The 17,483-nt window shown below is 34.6% G+C and carries 16 protein-coding genes; 10 read left to right on the top strand and 6 right to left on the bottom strand.

Going from position 1 to position 17,483, the window contains the following annotated elements; all coding sequences use genetic code 11:
• The first annotated feature begins 272 nt into the window (after positions 1 to 272).
• The 6 genes from JMA43_RS10475 to JMA43_RS10500 all read left to right on the top strand — a co-directional run bounded on the left by JMA43_RS10475 (position 273) and on the right by JMA43_RS10500 (position 6,443).
• Entirely contained in the window at positions 273 to 2,243 is a 1,971-nt protein-coding gene (locus tag JMA43_RS10475) for a tetratricopeptide repeat-containing sensor histidine kinase (RefSeq protein WP_342156522.1), read from the top strand.
• Between the two features lie 78 nt (positions 2,244 to 2,321).
• Positions 2,322 to 2,999, top strand: a complete 678-nt coding sequence (locus JMA43_RS10480) for a metal-dependent hydrolase (protein ID WP_342156524.1) — start codon at positions 2,322 to 2,324, stop codon at positions 2,997 to 2,999.
• Positions 3,000 to 4,043, top strand: a complete 1,044-nt coding sequence (locus tag JMA43_RS10485; protein ID WP_342156526.1) for an o-succinylbenzoate synthase — start codon at positions 3,000 to 3,002, stop codon at positions 4,041 to 4,043.
• Positions 4,044 to 4,049: 6 nt separating this feature from the next.
• On the top strand, positions 4,050 to 5,009 hold the full coding sequence (locus tag JMA43_RS10490; RefSeq protein ID WP_342156527.1) for a CPBP family intramembrane glutamic endopeptidase: 960 nt from the start codon (positions 4,050 to 4,052) through the stop codon (positions 5,007 to 5,009).
• Between the two features lie 112 nt (positions 5,010 to 5,121).
• Complete coding sequence (locus JMA43_RS10495) at positions 5,122 to 6,210, top strand: AMP-binding protein (protein WP_342156528.1); 1,089 nt, start codon at positions 5,122 to 5,124, stop codon at positions 6,208 to 6,210.
• Positions 6,211 to 6,245: 35 nt separating this feature from the next.
• On the top strand, positions 6,246 to 6,443 hold the full coding sequence (locus JMA43_RS10500; RefSeq protein WP_342156530.1) for a hypothetical protein: 198 nt from the start codon (positions 6,246 to 6,248) through the stop codon (positions 6,441 to 6,443).
• A 288-nt stretch (positions 6,444 to 6,731) separates the two neighbouring features.
• On the opposite strand, the gene JMA43_RS10505 is transcribed toward JMA43_RS10500, so the two are convergent.
• Positions 6,732 to 8,360 (bottom strand): acyl-CoA carboxylase subunit beta, encoded by a 1,629-nt coding sequence (locus JMA43_RS10505; protein ID WP_342156531.1) that lies wholly within the window; start codon positions 8,358 to 8,360, stop codon positions 6,732 to 6,734.
• A 207-nt stretch (positions 8,361 to 8,567) separates the two neighbouring features.
• Between JMA43_RS10505 and JMA43_RS10510 the strand changes: the two genes are divergently transcribed.
• Together JMA43_RS10510 and ettA are read left to right on the top strand one after the other, a co-directional pair.
• The gene (locus JMA43_RS10510) at positions 8,568 to 8,744 is read left to right on the top strand and encodes a CAL67264 family membrane protein (protein WP_342156532.1); all 177 of its coding nucleotides are present in this window, start codon (positions 8,568 to 8,570) and stop codon (positions 8,742 to 8,744) included.
• A gap of 35 nt (positions 8,745 to 8,779) precedes the next feature.
• Entirely contained in the window at positions 8,780 to 10,474 is a 1,695-nt protein-coding gene (gene ettA / locus JMA43_RS10515; RefSeq protein ID WP_342156534.1) for an energy-dependent translational throttle protein EttA, read from the top strand.
• Positions 10,475 to 10,596: 122 nt separating this feature from the next.
• Here ettA and JMA43_RS10520 read toward each other — a convergent pair whose 3' ends face one another.
• Complete coding sequence (locus tag JMA43_RS10520) at positions 10,597 to 12,012, bottom strand: TlpA family protein disulfide reductase (protein ID WP_342156535.1); 1,416 nt, start codon at positions 12,010 to 12,012, stop codon at positions 10,597 to 10,599.
• Between the two features lie 236 nt (positions 12,013 to 12,248).
• On the opposite strand from JMA43_RS10520, the gene JMA43_RS10525 reads away from it, so the two are divergent.
• Entirely contained in the window at positions 12,249 to 13,868 is a 1,620-nt protein-coding gene (locus JMA43_RS10525) for an ABC-F family ATP-binding cassette domain-containing protein (protein ID WP_342156536.1), read from the top strand.
• 60 nt (positions 13,869 to 13,928) lie between these two features.
• On the opposite strand, the gene JMA43_RS10530 is transcribed toward JMA43_RS10525, so the two are convergent.
• The 4 genes from JMA43_RS10530 to JMA43_RS10545 all read right to left on the bottom strand — a co-directional run bounded on the left by JMA43_RS10530 (position 13,929) and on the right by JMA43_RS10545 (position 17,085).
• Positions 13,929 to 14,411 carry a hypothetical protein gene (locus tag JMA43_RS10530; protein ID WP_342156537.1) on the bottom strand — a complete coding sequence of 161 codons (483 nt, stop codon included), beginning with the start codon at positions 14,409 to 14,411 and terminating at the stop codon, positions 13,929 to 13,931.
• Positions 14,412 to 14,500: 89 nt separating this feature from the next.
• Positions 14,501 to 15,898 carry a class II fumarate hydratase gene (gene fumC, locus JMA43_RS10535; RefSeq protein WP_342156539.1) on the bottom strand — a complete coding sequence of 466 codons (1,398 nt, stop codon included), beginning with the start codon at positions 15,896 to 15,898 and terminating at the stop codon, positions 14,501 to 14,503.
• 92 nt (positions 15,899 to 15,990) lie between these two features.
• Positions 15,991 to 16,440: a hypothetical protein gene (locus tag JMA43_RS10540; RefSeq protein WP_342156541.1), complete on the bottom strand. Its 450-nt coding sequence runs from the start codon at positions 16,438 to 16,440 to the stop codon at positions 15,991 to 15,993.
• 9 nt (positions 16,441 to 16,449) lie between these two features.
• Positions 16,450 to 17,085 (bottom strand): DUF4136 domain-containing protein, encoded by a 636-nt coding sequence (locus tag JMA43_RS10545; protein WP_342156543.1) that lies wholly within the window; start codon positions 17,083 to 17,085, stop codon positions 16,450 to 16,452.
• Between the two features lie 220 nt (positions 17,086 to 17,305).
• On the opposite strand from JMA43_RS10545, the gene JMA43_RS10550 reads away from it, so the two are divergent.
• Positions 17,306 to 17,479 carry a hypothetical protein gene (locus tag JMA43_RS10550; RefSeq protein ID WP_342156545.1) on the top strand — a complete coding sequence of 58 codons (174 nt, stop codon included), beginning with the start codon at positions 17,306 to 17,308 and terminating at the stop codon, positions 17,477 to 17,479.
• Positions 17,480 to 17,483 lie beyond the last annotated feature (4 nt).

Genomic DNA, 17,483 nt, shown 5'->3' on the forward strand with positions numbered 1-17,483 from the left:
AACTGCCTAAAACTCTTTTTTGTTTTCTACATTACTTCCATCAACTTAGTTTACCACATAAAACAAGCATTATACAACATAAATTTAGTTTCTTCTGATAGAAATTTTAAGTTTACTTCGCTGTTAAGATGTTAATTACATAGTAATATTACTTTTAAAATATTATTATAAAAGCCTAAATGCTATATTTAGGCTTTTTTTAAAACAAATGCTTTAGAAAGAATAAAAATCAGCATGAATTGTTTCTGCATAAACCCCCTATGTTAATTAAAATGAATAATAGAGTTGTATTATTTTATTTCAGAAAAAAAACCATAGCTATTGCAACCCTTTTATTGCTTACAGTTGCGATTTTTGCTCAGCATAAAACTTTTGAAGAAGAAGATCCGTTATACGAGTTTTTAGAAATTGAAAATGAAAGCGCTCGTTTTGATTATTTCTTTAGCGTTGAACAGCACTACAAAATAAGTTCGGCGTATACTTGGATAGAAGTTGTAAATAAATCGATTGCTTTAGCTGAAGAAAAAAACGACTCCGAAGCTGTTATAAAATACAAAACCATTTTGATGCGTTTGTATTACGATGTTGGCAATTATGATAAAGGAGCACTTATAGGGGAGTTGCTCTACGATGAGGAAAAGAAACTCGATGTAAAAGTTAAAATTCAAATTCTCTACACACTCGATTTACTGTACAAAGAACTTCAAATTTACGATAAGCAATTGGAGGTTAGGCGAGCCTTAAAAAGCCTTGGAGAAAAAATTGTACTCTACGATGTGTATGCCGAGTTAGGTTTGTATAGGCAAGCCATGATGGAATATGTAATTACAAACCAAAGTAAGCTAGCCTCGAGTAACGATAAGTATTTTAGTGCAAATTACTACAACGATTTGGGGGCGTATTTACTAAAAGACGGCTCGATTTATACCGCCTATAAAAACATAAAAACAGCGCACGAGGAGATTACAAAATACCTTATTGTGAATAGAGATTTGTCTGTAGACGAATTTAATGAAGCAATTTATTTAAAAGGAAAAATAGAGAGTAATTTAGGGAAATGTAAAATGTTTCAGAATAAATTTGATGAAGCAATTTCTTACCTTGAAGCTGGAGTTTCGGCAAGCAAAATTCACGACAAAGGGAAATATTCAAACACCATTGTGGGACTTTGGGAAAGTTTAGCAGAGTGTCATTTAGAGCTTGGGAATTTAGAACTTGCGCAAACTTATTTGGATAGTATTGTACTCGATCAAAAAATTGTAAAATCGAACATTGTAAATTACAACCGTTTAAGAGCTAATTTTCATTTAAAAGACAGTAATCCAGACTCGGCTTCTTTGTATTTTAAAAAGTACGTAAAACTCAAAGATTCGCTCGATTACAGCAGTCGCAAAAAACAATTGTTGAGTTTACTGGTGCAGTTCGATTTAGACAATCAAAAGGAAACTATCGAAAAGCAACGTCGTAATTTAGAGAAAAACCGAACCGAAATTTTAGCTCGCGAAAAGACTATTTACCTAAGTGTTTCTGCGCTTATTTTGTGTTTTTTATCGGTTATTGGTTTGATTGTAGCGTATGTACGAAGTATTAAAAACAAACGTCTTATTGAAAACCAAAAGAAGATTATTGAAAACTCACTAACCGAAAAAGATTCTCTTTTAAAAGAAATTCATCATCGGGTAAAAAACAATTTACAAGTGGTTTCTAGTTTGTTAAGCATTCAAACCAAAAACACCAAAAGTAAAGCCGCAATTGCTGCGCTTGAAGAAGGGAAGAGTAGAGTGAAAGCAATGGCACTTATTCACCAAAAATTATATCAAAACGAAGATCTTTCAGTTATAAAAATGCAGGAGTATATTGAGTCGCTCGGTGCGAGTATTCAATCGGTTTATAAAACTTCTGGAAGTAAAATAAAACTACATATCAATGCTTCGAGTACCGATTTGGATGTCGATAGAGCAATTCCTATCGGTTTAATTTTAAATGAACTGATTTCAAATTCTTTTAAATACGCTTTCGAAAATCATACAGAAGGTAATATTTACATCAGTTTACTTAAAAATAACGATCAATATTATTTTGAGTATAAAGATGATGGCGTTGGTCTCCCTGAAAATTTCGATGCAAAAACCTCTGGGTCAATGGGAATGACGCTCATTGGGCGTTTGGCAAACCAGTTGCGTTCTTCATTGCATATCGATAAAGAAAGTCACGGCGTTCGTTTTTGGTTTAATTTTCATTAATTTTATTTAACTTTAACTACTGTCTTTTTTATACCTAAGACAGATTGCTATATTTATAGTTGAATAAAAAATAAACTCATGAAAATTACATTTTACGGACACGCATCTTTGGCTATTCAGGTTGACGATGTACATATATTGGTAGATCCATTTATCTCAGGAAACGAAAAAGCTTCGCATATCGATATCGATGCTATTAAAGCCGATTATATTTTGGTGACTCATGCGCATCAAGATCATATTTTGGATGTAGAGCGCATAGCAAAACGCACAGGTGCAGTTGTGGTTTCGAATGCAGAAATTGCTGGACATTATGGTAAAATGGGAATTGAAACACACCCGATGAATCACGGCGGAAGTTGGGATTTTGAATTTGGTTTAGTGAAATATGTAAATGCTACACATTCTTCTTCTTTTCCCGACGGTAGTTACGGTGGGCAACCTGGTGGTTTTGTAATCGAAGGGGAACATAAAAATATCTATATCGCTGGAGATACTGGTTTAACAATGGATATGAAAATCATTCCGCTTTTTACAAAGTTAGATTTAGCAATTTTACCTATCGGAGATAACTTTACCATGGGAATAAAAGAAGCCATCCACGCATCAAATTTTGTAGAATGCGATAAGGTTTTAGGCTATCACTTTGATACTTTTGGTTATATTGAAATTGACCACGAGGAGGCTAAAAAAGAGTTTTACAACGCAGGGAAAGACCTAATGTTACTCGAAATTGGTGAAAGTATAGAACTCTAAATGAAAGCGACTTACAAAAAGTATATTTTAAACTTTAAGCGTCCAAGTGGAACTTCTAGAGGCGTACTTACTACCAAAGAAACTTGGTTTATTATTTTAGAAGAAGGCGAAAATTTTGGTATTGGTGAATGCGGAATTTTACGCTCGTTGAGTATTGACGACCGTCCAGATTACGAAGAAAAATTGCAGTGGGTTTGCCAAAATATCCATTTAGGAAAAGACGCCCTTTGGGATGCTTTGTTGGAGTTTCCTTCCATTCAATTTGGAGTTGAGCAAGCATTTTTGTCATTGCAAAACAAAAATGCTTTTGAATTATTTCCTTCGGAATTTACGCAGGGGAAGCAGGCAATTCCGATTAACGGTTTGGTGTGGATGGGCGATGAAAGTTTTATGACGACTCAAATTCAAGAAAAAATAGCTGATGGTTTTCAGTGTATTAAAATGAAAATTGGAGCTATCGATTTTGATACGGAATTTAAACTTCTAAGTAGCATCAGAAACAAATTTTCTTCCGAAGAAATAGAACTTCGTGTTGATGCAAATGGAGCCTTTTCTCCTTCCGAAGCAACATACAAACTAAAGCAGTTAGCAACACTTAATTTACATTCTATTGAACAACCAATAAAACAAGGAAACATAGTTGAAATGGGGGCTTTATGTGCAGAAACTCCTTTACCAATTGCATTGGATGAAGAATTAATTGGTGTTTTTACTGTAACAGAAAAGCGAGAATTGCTACAAACTATTAAACCCCAATACATAATTTTAAAACCAAGTTTGGTTGGCGGATTTAAAGGTTCGCAAGAGTGGATTTCGCTTAGCGAAGAATTGAAAATAGGGTGGTGGATTACGAGTGCTTTGGAGAGTAATGTGGGGCTAAATGCAATTTCGCAATGGACTGCAACCTTGAATAATTCAATGCCTCAAGGTTTAGGAACAGGCAGTTTATATACCAACAATATTGAGAGTCCGCTTACAGTTAAAAACGGTACTTTACTGTACGATATTAATAAAAAATGGGACATAAGTCCTTTAAAAAAATAAACAGAATTGAAATATATAGAACAAGTTTTTAAGGTTAGACACGAGTTTTGGAGGTATTTATTGGGCTCGATTTTTATAATTTTCATGAGCCAGATAATGCAAATTCCATTTGTGTTGGCAGTACTTTGGAAAGGCGGAACAAGCGCAGTACAATCTGGAGACACCGCTAGTTTACTAAGTGTTTTAGAACCAAATTTAAATTTGTTTTTACTGATGTTGCCCTTTGCAGTTTGCTTGCCATTACTGTTTATGTGGGTAACAAAATTCCATAAACAATCGGTTGTTGCATTAACAACGGCTCGAAAAAAAATAGATTGGAAGCGTGTGTTGTTTTCGTTTGTATTGTGGGGTGGAATTACGGCTGCTTTGGCATTTTTAGATGCGTTGGTACTGTCGCCAGAAGATTACGAATACAACTTTAAACTCGTTCCCTTTTTAATTTTATTTGTTATTGGCGTTGTAATGATACCGTTGCAAACCAGTTTAGAAGAATATATTTTTAGAGGATATTTAATGCAAGGTTTTGGAGCTCTCTTTCTCAACCGTTGGGCGCCTTTACTTTTAACTTCTGTTATCTTTGGAAGTCTTCATGTATTTAATCCTGAAGTAGATAAATTAGGATACGGAATCATGATTTATTATATCGGAACAGGATTGTTTTTAGGGATTCTAACACTTATGGATGAAGGAATGGAGCTCAGTATTGGGTTTCACGCAGCAAACAATTTAGTTACAGCTTTATTGGTTACAGCCAATTGGACTGCTTTTCAAACGCATTCAGTATTTAAAGACATTTCTGAACCAGCATTAGGTTGGGATGTTTACGTGCCTATTTTTATTGTATTTCCTATACTATTATTCATTTTTGCTAAGAAATACAAGTGGAGTAATTGGAAAGAGAAACTTACAGGTAACATCACACCTCCTCAAGATGTTGATAAAATATCTGAAACTACCTCTGTATAAACTTTTTTATACAAATTATAGGGGTTAATTTTATACAAAATTCCAGTGTTAGTTTGTGTTTTGTGCAGATTAATGCATTTATGGAATGGTATTTTAAACTAAAATTATTCCTATGGAAAACACTCCATCTTTTGATAAAATACACTTAAAATTCAAGCTCAACGGGACTTATTTTGACAGAGAAGACTTAAAAGAAGTTGCTTATAGTTTTGTAAAAGAAGGCGAGGATTACGAGCAATCTATCGGTAACTTTTTAATGGATTGGTTGGATGCCAAAGACCATTTATTTGTGCGAACTTCTGGTTCCACAGGCACGCCAAAGCACATTAAAATTCAGAAGCAGTTTATGGTAAATTCTGCTATTGCTTCAGGAGATTTCTTCGGAATTTCTGTTGGTGATACTGCACTTCATTGTTTGCCTGCTGCCTATATCGCAGGAAAGATGATGTTGGTTCGTGCCATGATTTTAGGACTGGAAATCGACTTAGTTGCGCCAACTTTACATCCTTTGGAGGAGATAGAAGAGCAGTATGATTTTTCAGCAATGATACCTTTGCAGGTGTCAAATTCACTCAATAAAATCAACAACATCAAACAGCTAATTGTTGGCGGTGCTCCTGTCACAAAAGATTTAGTAGAAAGTGTTCAAGATAAGTCTACACAAGTTTTTGAAACTTATGGAATGACTGAAACGGTAACACATATTGCAGCCAAGAAAATCAATAATTTTTCTGCTTCGGAAAGTATTGATTCCGCACATTTTAAAATTTTACCCAATGTAACAATTAGCACAGATAAACGAGGTTGTTTGGTTATTGATGCTCCTTATATTGCAGAAGAAACTATAGTAACCAATGATATTGTTACGCTGATAAGTGAAAGTGAGTTTGATTGGAAAGGACGTTACGATAATGTAATTAATTCTGGCGGAGTAAAACTTATTCCTGAGCAGATTGAAAAGAAGTTAGCTAAAGTTATTTCGCAACGTTTCTTCGTGTACGGTTTAAATGATGCCGAACTAGGAGAGAAGTTAATTCTTGTTATTGAAGGAAAAGCGCAGGAAGCTTTGAAAACTTCAGTAAAAGAATTAAAAAGCCTTGAAAAGTTTGAGCATCCGAAAGCTATTTATTTTACTGATAAATTTGAAGAAACAGCTAACGGAAAACTACTTCGTGAAGCAACTGTCGAGAAATTAAAATAGTATAGCTAGCGAGTAAAAATTATAAAAAATAAACAATGAGTAAAGTATATGATTGCCCAACCTGTGGAGGAAAGGCAAAAGTGAAAGAGAGAGATGGGGAGACAACCTATCAAGCCATTAAGAATGACGAAATGGTAAAGAAGATTGAACAACTAAAAAAGGCAATGCAAAAGTTTAAAGAAAAATCGGAAGCATTGGAAAAACAGTTAGAAGAAATTCAAAATAGTAATTAATATTTAATGTGAGTTCGACGTAAGAAGAATGAATATGAGGCACGACCTGTTTAAAAAGTATTGAAAATCAAGGAAGCAGCGTGGGGCGAAAGATAAAAAGTTGTTTGAACGTAGTGAGTTCTTTTTATCTGTGGAGGTTGTTTCCGTAGATTTTCTTATGCTTTTTAAATCAGTCTTGATTTTTTTGTTTCGTTTTTGTGTCAAGACAAAAATGAAAATATCATTAAATAATTTATACTGTAAACAGTTGAAGTTATTCAATATTGATTTTACATCGAATTAGGTTATTTAAGTTTGTATCACTCCCAAATTAAAAGGCTTTTCAATAGGAGCATGGTTGGCAGCTTCTATTCCCATGCTAATCCATTTTCGAGTGTCTAGCGGATCGATAATCGCGTCCGTCCATAAACGAGCCGCCGCATAATATGGCGATACTTGTTTGTCGTATTTCGATTTTATTTTATTAAAAAGTTCGTCTTCTTTCTCTTTGGTAATTTCTTCTCCTTTTTTCTTTAAGGAAGCGGTTTCAATTTGCAATAATACTTTGGCAGCTTGCGCACCGCCCATAACCGCAAGTTCGGCACTTGGCCATGCAAAGATGAGGCGCGGGTCGTATGCTTTTCCGCACATGGCGTAATTTCCAGCTCCGTAAGAATTCCCGATAACAACAGTAAATTTAGGCACCACAGAATTACTCACAGCATTTACCATTTTTGCGCCATCTTTAATAATGCCACCGTGCTCCGATTTACTTCCAACCATAAAACCAGTTACATCTTGTAGAAAAATAAGTGGAATTTTCTTTTGATTACAGTTGGCAATAAATCGCGTTGCTTTATCGGCAGAATCCGAATAGATAACACCTCCAAATTGTAATTCTCCTTTCTTAGTCTTTACAACTTTTCGTTGATTGGCAACAATTCCAACAGCCCAACCATCAATACGAGCATAACCTGTTATAATGGTTTTTCCGAAGCCTTCTTTGTATTCTTCAAAAGAATTAGCGTCGACAATTCTGCTAATAATTTCTTTCATATCGTACTGCTCAGCTCTACTTTTTGGTAATATTCCGTAGATATCGGCAGGTTCGTCTATCGGTTTTACAGGTTTTTTTCTGTTGAATCCAGCCTTGTCAAAATCACCAATTTTATCAACGATATTTCGAATGGTATCCAACGCATCTTTATCATCTTTGGCTTTATAATCGGTGACCCCACTTATTTCTGAATGCGTTGTAGCGCCTCCCAATGTTTCATTATCGATATTTTCGCCTATAGCAGCTTTTACCAAATAACTACCAGCGAGAAAAATACTACCAGTTTTATCTACAATTAAAGCTTCATCACTCATAATAGGGAGGTAGGCGCCACCAGCTACGCAACTTCCCATAACGGCTGCAATTTGAGTAATTCCCATACTACTCATTTGAGCATTATTTCTGAAAATTCGACCAAAATGCTCTTTGTCTGGAAAAATTTCGTCCTGCATAGGGAGGTACACCCCAGCGCTATCTACAAGATAAATAATAGGAAGTTTGTTTTCGATAGCTATTTCTTGCGCACGTAAGTTTTTCTTTCCAGTAATGGGAAACCAAGCACCAGCTTTTACAGTAGCGTCGTTGGCAACTACAATGCATTGTTTGTTATTGATGTATCCAATCTTTACTACAACACCTCCAGAAGGACAACCTCCGTGCTCTTTGTACATTCCTTCGCCAGCAAAAGCACCAATTTCAATACTGTTACTATCTTTATCAAGAAGGTAGTCGATACGTTCTCTTGCTGTCATTTTTCCTTGTGCATGGAGTTTTTCAATGCGTTTTTCGCCTCCGCCTAATGAAACTTTGGCAAATCTTCGTTTTAATTCAGCAACAGAAAGTTTGTTGTAATCTTCGTTTTGATTGAATTTTAAATCCATCTATTCTATTAATTTCAAATGATTTAAGTGTTGTATTCAATTTAACAATTTACGAAAAGTTGAAAAATCTTCTAAAAACACTTATTAATACTGCTAAAATACAAAATCAAGCATTATATATTTGGCTAATAATTCCTTAAATTGTACGATATTTGTCAATCTTAAAAAGAATAACCCTAAACCTGAATAAATTACATAAAAATGGGAATGAATAAAAATACAGTATTGGCCTGGGCTACGTGGATAATGATTGTGGTTGGACTCGGATTGATAGCTTTGGGCGCATTTAAGTATAGTGAAGTTGCTGGATACGGTTTTGCATCGGTAGGAGTAGGATTTTTTGCTATTGCATGGGTATTTAACGCACTTAAAGGAAGAGTTTAAGTAATTATATTTAATTTATTATAATACAATAATATATGTCAGATGATAAAAAAGTGATATTCTCGATGTCGGGCGTATCAAAAACCTATCAAAGTTCGAATAAGCAAGTGCTTAAAGATATCTATTTGAGTTTCTTTTATGGAGCGAAAATTGGAATTTTAGGTTTAAATGGTTCGGGTAAATCGACCTTGTTAAAGATTATCGCAGGAGAAGAAAAAAACTATCAAGGTGATGTTGTTTTCTCTCCAGGATATTCCGTAGGGTATTTGGAGCAGGAACCTAAATTGGATGAGTCTAAAACAGTTATAGAAATTGTAAAAGAAGGTGTTGCCGAAACTGTTGCTATTTTAGATGAATACAATAAGATTAACGATATGTTTGGGCTTCCAGAAGTTTATGAAGATGCAGATAAGATGCAAAAACTGATGGATAAGCAGGCAGAACTTCAAGATAAAATTGATGCAACCAATGCTTGGGAGCTCGATACAAAACTTGAAATTGCAATGGATGCTTTGCGTACGCCAGAGCCAGATACGCCAATTAGTGTACTTTCTGGAGGAGAGCGTCGTCGTGTAGCGTTGTGTAGATTGTTATTGAAACAACCAGATATTTTATTGCTCGATGAGCCTACCAACCACCTTGATGCCGAATCGGTTTTATGGTTGGAGCAACATTTACAGCAGTATTCAGGAACTGTAATTGCAGTAACGCACGACCGTTATTTCTTGGATAATGTAGCAGGATGGATTTTAGAGTTAGATAGAGGTGAGGGGATTCCGTGGAAAGGAAATTACTCGTCTTGGTTAGACCAAAAGTCGAAACGCTTGGCACAAGAGCAAAAACAAGCTTCTAAACGTCAGAAAACATTAGAACGAGAGTTGGAGTGGGTTCGTATGGCGCCAAAAGGACGTCAAGCGAAACAAAAAGCGCGTTTAAATAATTACGATAAACTTTTAAATGAAGACCAAAGTAAACTTGACGAAAAGTTAGAGATTTATATTCCTAATGGACCGCGTTTGGGTACAAATGTAATTGAGGCGAAAGGAGTTTCGAAAGCTTTTGGAGATAAACTTTTATATGAAAACTTAAACTTCAACCTTCCGCAAGCAGGAATTGTTGGAATTATCGGACCAAATGGAGCTGGTAAAACAACCATTTTCAGAATGATTATGGGTGAAGAAACTCCAGATAAAGGTTCGTTTGAGGTAGGAGATACTGCAAAAATCGCTTATGTCGACCAATCGCACTCAAATATAGACCCTTCAAAATCGATTTACGAGAATTTTTCTGACGGACAAGAATTGGTGATGATGGGAGGAAAGCAAGTAAATGCAAGAGCTTATTTAAGCCGATTTAACTTTGCTGGAAGTGAACAAAATAAAAAAGTAGAAATGCTTTCTGGAGGTGAACGTAACCGTTTACATTTGGCAATGACATTAAAGGAAGAAGGAAACGTATTGTTGCTCGATGAGCCAACTAACGACCTTGATGTAAATACATTGCGTGCTTTGGAAGAAGGTTTAGAAAACTTTGCAGGTTGTGCAGTTGTTATCTCTCACGACCGTTGGTTTTTAGATCGTATTTGTACGCATATTTTGGCTTTTGAAGGAAACTCGGAAGTATATTTCTTTGAAGGTAGTTTCTCTGACTATGAAGAGAACAAACGTAAACGTTTAGGTGCCGATGTAACACCAACACGAATTAAATATAAAAAGTTAATTAGAGACTAGTTGCTTAGTTTCTGATGGAGAATAGAAAACCCCAAGAGAATCAATTTCTCTTGGGGTTTGTTTTATATGGTATTTAAATTCTCTTTATTGAAAGGTTAGAAGTTGGATATTAGATGAAGTATTTACTTAACTCTCTCTCCTTGTAAACTATTTTCAAGGTTTTTACGGTGGTAAATATCTCCAAAACCGTCAACTATTTTTCCGTTTCTGTCAACAATAATAATTTTGTTTAAACTCTTAATTACTAAGTTTTCAAAAAGTTCGTCAATATTATCGGTTTGGTATTGCTCTAAAGTATCGCCAGTTTTAGAAATCGAAGCTAAGTTTCTAAGCCATTCAGAGCGATCTTCATTTACATTGATCCCAACGTAGTTGTAATTTGGATAATCTCTCTTTAAACGAGAAATTCTATTTAAAACATTTGTCTGGTGGTCTTTTTGGTGATAATTCCAAAAGTAAAATACCGTATTTTTTTTGTATGAATTAGAATCAATAGTAACCTTGTTTCCTTTTATATCTACTAAATGAATAGAAGGCAGTGTTAATCCCTTTTGAAGATTTTGTACATTTTGGTAGAATTTGTTTATCTCTTCTTCATGCTGATTGTCTTTCGCAATTTCATGAAAAGCATCTATAAATTTTTTATTGTATTCAGCAGAATGTCTTTCGAGCAAATAAGTGTAGGCTACATTACGAGTTAAATTATCTCGAATGGTTTTGTTTTCTGTAACTGTACTATCAATCAACTTTAATTTGTGCGTGCTGTAATGTAAAGAGCGTTGAATGTGGTTGAAATCGCCGTTACACTCATTCTTACAATGATTGTATGCTAGATTGTTAAAATGAACCACCAAATAATTAAAATAGGGTTTGTAGTACATTAAAAGAGTGTCGTTGTAATTTACTTGATTTCTAAAATCGTAGTAATTGGCAGGTAGTTCAGGAACACTTTTAAGTCCGTTTCGTCTTTTATGGATAAACGGAAATTCTTCCATATCGGTAAAATACCTGTAATTTATAGCGCCTTGAGCAATGTGATTTGCTTTTGGAGATAAAGGTTTTTTAAGGTTTATATCACTTAAAAGCTCTTCTTTCATCTGCTTCAAAGAATCAATTTTAGCTAAAAATTCTTCCGCAGTTAATTCACTATAATTATTCACCAATTTTTCTTCATCTTCATAAATCAAAAACATGTCGATTAAGAAATTATTTTTTTCGGCACCTTCACCAGAATACACTAACGACTCATCAAAATCCAACGTGTTTAAGCGCATTAATAAACTGTCGCCTTTTTCAAGTATAATGTATTGGTATTCGTTATGATCAAAGTGGTAGAGACCTTCTTTTACTTTTTCTAACTGAAAAGAAAACCTGTTGTTGCGGTCTAATTTAGAGGAGTCTATCAACTCATTATTGTAATACAAATAGACATAGTCTGCGTTAGGGTTGACAATTTCTCCGCCAAAAAAAGTGCTTTTGGGAGCTTCTGAACAACTATAGGTGAGGGCGATTATGAGCGCTAAAAAAGAGTACTTCATATAAGGTCTCGATGTTTTCTAAGCATCATTACCAACAAATCTATAAAAGCAAGGTTAAGAATAATGTTAAGATGAAGTTAAATAAGCTGTTTTTAACGTTTTTAATATAGATTGTGTTTTCTGCGTATTCACAAGTTTTACAGCTTTTAATTGATTCGATTTACAGCGTTAACTTTGTAGTAAAATTCTAGTTGAAATTTGTTACTTTTGCACTCGAATAATTAAAACAATTGTGAATGTTATCAGTTTCTAATTTATCTGTACAATTTGGAAAACGTGTTCTGTTTGATGAAGTTAATGTGACCTTTACCCAAGGAAATTGCTACGGAATTATTGGTGCCAATGGTGCTGGAAAATCTACATTTTTAAAAATATTATCAGGAAAACAAGACGCAACAAGTGGACATGTACACTTAGAGCCAGGAAAACGTATGTCGGTTTTAGAGCAAGATCACTACGCTTATGACGAATATCCTGTGTTAGAAACCGTTTTAAGAGGGAACAAACCTTTGTTTGCGATTAAAAAAGAGATGGATGAGCTTTATGCTGATTATTCTGATGAAAATGCTGATAGAATAGGGGAACTTCAAGTGCAATTTGAAGAAATGAATGGCTGGAATGCCGATAGCGATGCCGCAGCACTTTTATCAAATTTAGGAATCAATGAAGATTTGCATTACAGTTTAATGGCCGACCTTGACGGAAAGCAAAAAGTACGTGTGTTATTGGCACAGGCACTTTTTGGAAATCCAGATGTGTTGATTATGGATGAGCCTACCAACGACTTGGATTTTGAAACAATTAGTTGGTTAGAAAACTTTTTGGCAAACTACGACAATACAGTTATTGTTGTATCTCACGACCGTCACTTCTTGGATGCAGTGTGTACTAATATTGCTGATATTGACTTCGGAAAAGTTAACCTTTACAGTGGTAACTATACGTTTTGGTACGAAAGTAGCCAATTGGCAGCAAGACAACGTGCACAACAAAACAAAAAAGCAGAAGAAAAAGCGAAAGAATTACAAGAATTTATTCAGCGTTTTAGTGCCAACGTTGCAAAAAGTAAACAAGCTACATCTCGTAAAAAGATGTTGGATAAACTTAAAATTGACGATATCAAACCTTCAAGTCGTCGTTATCCTGCTATTATTTTTGAACGCGAACGTGAGGCTGGAGACCAAATATTAAATGTTGAAGGACTTTCTGCAAGTATTGATGGTGAAGTACTTTTTAAAGGCGTAGACATCAATTTAGCTAAAGGAGATAAAGTTGCTGTAATTTCGAAAGACTCTCGTGCTACAACAGCTTTTTATGAAATTATTAATGATAACGAAAAAGCAGATGCAGGGAAATTCCAATGGGGAGTTACAACTACACATGCGTATTTACCATCAGATAACTCGGCGTTTTTCGACACAGACGATACGTTGGTAGATTGGTTAAGACAATATGCTAAAACTGAAGAAGAGCGCGAAGAAGTATTTGTACGTGGCTTTTTAGGGAAAATGTTATTTAGTGGAGAAGAAGCCTTAAAAACAGGACGCGTACTCTCTGGAGGTGAAAAAGTACGTTGTATGTTAAGTAGAATGATGATGATAAGAGGAAATGTATTGATGCTCGACGAACCAACAAACCACTTGGACTTAGAGAGTATCACAGCGTTTAATAACTCTTTGAAGAAATTTCCAGGAACTATTATGTTGACTTCTCATGACCATGAGTTTACACAATCTATCGCGAATAGAATTATTGAGTTAACTCCAAACGGAACAATAGACCGTTATTTATCTTTCGATGATTATATGGCAGATGCAGGAGTGAAAGAACAACGCATTAAAATGTATCAAAAGTAAGATTGAAACAATAAAGTTTAAAAAGTCTGTTTAGGTATTACTAGACAGACTTTTTTGTTTTTATAAATTACAAGTTACTTTTTGTAATGCTTGAGCTGAATTAAAGTCGAGTTTTGAATTTTCTTTGAAAACAAACTTTCCTTCTTTTTCAATAGTTTCTCCGTAGGCAGGAATTAATTGGTCGTTACTTTTCATAAAAATAACTTCGCGGGTAGAGGTTGTGCCTTCAGCTTTAAATGTGTAATCAGCTTTTAAAATATCACCGTTTAATTTTCCGTTGATGGTACCAAAACTTTTGTCCTTTTCAAAAAACTTATACGCTAGCGTTCCAGAAACTAAATTGTCATGCGTTTCTATATTTAAACTGATGGTGTCTTTTCCTTGAATATATTGATAACATTCAACAGTTGGAAGCGCTTTCACTACCGTTTCTTTGTTTAAGTCTCCGAGTTCGATAATGGTTTCTTTTTCCGCAGGTTTTTCTTTACATGAAAAGAGGAGTAAAGTGCATACACTAAAACTGATTCTTAAGTAATTTTTCATATTGTCTTTGTTGATTCAGAAAAAATAATAAAAAAAGCTGAATGAAAAATATTTCCATTCAGCTTTAACTTTTATACTAACGTTGAGAATTATTTTAATCCACCAACCATTTCTTCTGGTTTAACCCATTCGTCAAACTCTTCCGAAGTAACATATTTTAAAGCTAAAGCAGCTTCTTTTAAAGTTGTTCCTTCTTCGTGTGCTTTGTTTGCAATTTCTGCAGCTTTGTAGTAACCAATTTTAGTGTTTAAAGCAGTTACAAGCATTAACGAATTATTTACAAGCTCATTAATACGCTTTGTATTTGGCTCGATGCCGCTAGCGCAATGTTCGTCAAAACTTACACAAGCATCACCAATTAATCTAGCCGATTGTAATAAGTTGGCAGCCATCATTGGTTTGAAAACGTTTAGCTCGTAATGACCTTGAGTTCCACCAACTGTAATTGCTACGTCGTTCCCCATAACTTGTGCACAAACCATTGTAAGTGCTTCGCATTGCGTAGGATTTACTTTTCCTGGCATAATAGAACTTCCTGGCTCGTTGGCAGGAATGATAATTTCACCAATTCCACTTCGAGGTCCAGATGCCATTAAACGGATATCGTTTGCAATTTTATTTAAAGAAACTGCCAATTGTTTAAGTGCACCATGTGTTTCTACAAAAGCATCGTGTGCAGCAAGTGCTTCAAATTTATTATCTGCCGATTTAAAAGGGTGTTCGGTAAACTTAGCAATAAATTCAGCTACACGTTTTGCATAACCTTTTGGAGTGTTTAATCCAGTTCCTACGGCTGTACCTCCTAAAGCTAGTTCTGATAAGTGGTCTAAAGTATTGTTTAAAGCCTTTAAACCGTGGTCTAATTGAGAAACGTAACCAGAAAATTCCTGACCTAATGTAAGCGGTGTAGCATCCATTAAGTGTGTTCTTCCAATTTTAACTACGTTTTTATATTCTTCCGACTTTTTCTTAAGTGTGTTGCGTAATTGCGTTACTCCAGGAATGGTAGTTTCTACAACCATTTTATAAGCAGCAATGTGCATTCCGGTAGGGAAGGTGTCGTTTGATGATTGCGACTTGTTAACATCGTCGTTTGGTTGCAATGTTTTTTCACCTTCGCCAATTTTCTTTCCTGCAAGTTGATGTGCTCTGTTGGCAATCACCTCGTTTACATTCATGTTACTTTGCGTACCAGAACCTGTTTGCCATACAACTAACGGAAATTGGTCGTCGTGCTTTCCTTCTAAAATTTCATCACAAACTTGTGCAATAAGATCTCTTTTGTCGATAGGTAAAACTCCAAGTTCGCAGTTGGTATAAGCGGCTGCTTTTTTTAAGTAAGCAAAACCATAAACCACTTCCAATGGCATAGAAGCTGGCGCTCCAATTTTAAAGTTGTTTCTTGAGCGTTCGGTTTGTGCTCCCCATAATTTTTTTGAAGGAACTTTTACTTCCCCCATGGTGTCTTTTTCTATTCTAAAATCCATAGTATGAATTAATCTTTTTGAGTCACAAATTTACATTATTCTCCAATAAAATCGAAGGTAATAAATGTCAATTTATGCCAATTAACATCTGTTTATTCTGCTAAAAAATCAAGTTTAGAGCCTTCCAAAGTATTGTCTAAATAACGCTTGATAAAAAAGAAAGCGGTAGTTTTTTCAACACCAATAGCTTTTACAAATTTGCTGTAATACTTTTTATCTGTTTTTACTTTTTGAAGGTCTGTTTTGATTACATTTTTGTTTAAATCGTTTATTTCTTCGGAAGAAAGTGCCGATAGGTTATGGACATAATCGTCAAACAATGATGCTTTTTCGAGCACAATCTTTCCACTTTCTTCTAAATAATTATCAAAAATAGGTGCAAAAGTTTCTCTTTCGGTAGCAGAAAGTTCTAACTCGTCGTACACAAACGATTTGATTTCAAGGTTTAAATTAGCTTTGATTAAGTCGATGTAATCTTGCTTATCTTGAGCATTTATAAATAGACTAGTAAAAATAAATGCAACTACTAATAATTTTTTCATGAGTTTATTTTATTGAACTGTTAAATACGATTCTGATTGTTCGAAGGCATCTTCTACACGATCTTCAATAAAATCGATGTTTGCACTTTGCGAACCTCTTACCAAGCCGTTAATACCAGCTCCCCAAACAATATCTATTTGTTCGTTTTCAACATCTATAGAAGAAGTGCTTGCCATTTCGATAAATAAAGTTCCTTCGATCCATTCGTAATAAACAGGGTAATATCCGCCAGGGTAGTAAGGGTCGTAATATCCCCACCAATCATACCAACCGTCCCAAATAAAATCGATATCTGCATAGGTTGTAGCCAAAGCTTGTGCAGCAATAATAAGGTCTGGTAGATTTTCTTCGTCTAATTGTGTTACTTTGGTGTACCCTAATTCGGCCATGTTTTCGTCTATACTATTTAAAATAGTTTGGTCGTAATTTCTGGTTAAATCTGGATTTGAATTTCCTTCACCACCATCTGTTTCAATCCATCGAACGTTGTTAACCAAATAGTAAGTTGTTGGGTTTTCGGTTTCCCAATAATCTCTAGAATATTCGGTTTTTACAATATCGTAGTCAGAAATATCGTCATCGTCATTATTACATCCAGTAAATAATGAGAGACTTAAAAAACTAAAGGCTAAAATTTTTTTCATAGATTTTTTTAAATTGATTTTCAGTTTAATTAGCATTTATAGTACTAATAGTAAAAGTAACTAAAAGTATCAAAACAGCCTTATAATTTTTTGTGATATTGATTTTGGAAGAATAGGAGGACTTCTAAAAGTATATTCTGTGTAAATAATTTAATTTAATACTGAAATTATTAAGAATTGTGCTTATATTTGGAGCGAATTCAGAAAATTTCCGGAAACTATGTTCGAATTTGATCAGTATCTTGGCTTTTTAGCAATCATGACCGTTTTAACAATCGGGTTTTGGTTGATGATTTTTTTATTAACTTTCGTAATTCCTTATTGGTTGGGAGGTTCAATCATTGAGTTGATCAAAGAAAAGAGAGAAGCTAAGAAAGCTAAGTTAGAAGAATAAAAAA

Origin of the sequence: Joostella sp. CR20, assembly GCF_038433465.1 — a bacterium.
In the GTDB taxonomy this organism is placed as follows: Bacteria; Bacteroidota; Bacteroidia; order Flavobacteriales; family Flavobacteriaceae; genus Galbibacter.

Bases quoted from the DNA above. Each gene is read 5' to 3' on its own strand.
- JMA43_RS10475 (WP_342156522.1), top strand. From the start codon at position 273: ATGAATAATAGAGTTGTATTATTTTATTTCAGAAAAAAAACCATAGCT.
- JMA43_RS10480 (WP_342156524.1), top strand. From the start codon at position 2,322: ATGAAAATTACATTTTACGGACACGCATCTTTGGCTATTCAGGTTGAC.
- JMA43_RS10485 (WP_342156526.1), top strand. From the start codon at position 3,000: ATGAAAGCGACTTACAAAAAGTATATTTTAAACTTTAAGCGTCCAAGT.
- JMA43_RS10495 (WP_342156528.1), top strand. From the start codon at position 5,122: ATGGAAAACACTCCATCTTTTGATAAAATACACTTAAAATTCAAGCTC.
- JMA43_RS10500 (WP_342156530.1), top strand. From the start codon at position 6,246: ATGAGTAAAGTATATGATTGCCCAACCTGTGGAGGAAAGGCAAAAGTG.
- JMA43_RS10505 (WP_342156531.1), bottom strand. From the start codon at position 8,360: ATGGATTTAAAATTCAATCAAAACGAAGATTACAACAAACTTTCTGTT.
- JMA43_RS10510 (WP_342156532.1), top strand. From the start codon at position 8,568: ATGAATAAAAATACAGTATTGGCCTGGGCTACGTGGATAATGATTGTG.
- ettA (WP_342156534.1), top strand. From the start codon at position 8,780: ATGTCAGATGATAAAAAAGTGATATTCTCGATGTCGGGCGTATCAAAA.
- JMA43_RS10520 (WP_342156535.1), bottom strand. From the start codon at position 12,012: ATGAAGTACTCTTTTTTAGCGCTCATAATCGCCCTCACCTATAGTTGT.
- JMA43_RS10525 (WP_342156536.1), top strand. From the start codon at position 12,249: ATGTTATCAGTTTCTAATTTATCTGTACAATTTGGAAAACGTGTTCTG.
- JMA43_RS10530 (WP_342156537.1), bottom strand. From the start codon at position 14,411: ATGAAAAATTACTTAAGAATCAGTTTTAGTGTATGCACTTTACTCCTC.
- fumC (WP_342156539.1), bottom strand. From the start codon at position 15,898: ATGGATTTTAGAATAGAAAAAGACACCATGGGGGAAGTAAAAGTTCCT.
- JMA43_RS10540 (WP_342156541.1), bottom strand. From the start codon at position 16,440: ATGAAAAAATTATTAGTAGTTGCATTTATTTTTACTAGTCTATTTATA.
- JMA43_RS10545 (WP_342156543.1), bottom strand. From the start codon at position 17,085: ATGAAAAAAATTTTAGCCTTTAGTTTTTTAAGTCTCTCATTATTTACT.
- JMA43_RS10550 (WP_342156545.1), top strand. From the start codon at position 17,306: ATGTTCGAATTTGATCAGTATCTTGGCTTTTTAGCAATCATGACCGTT.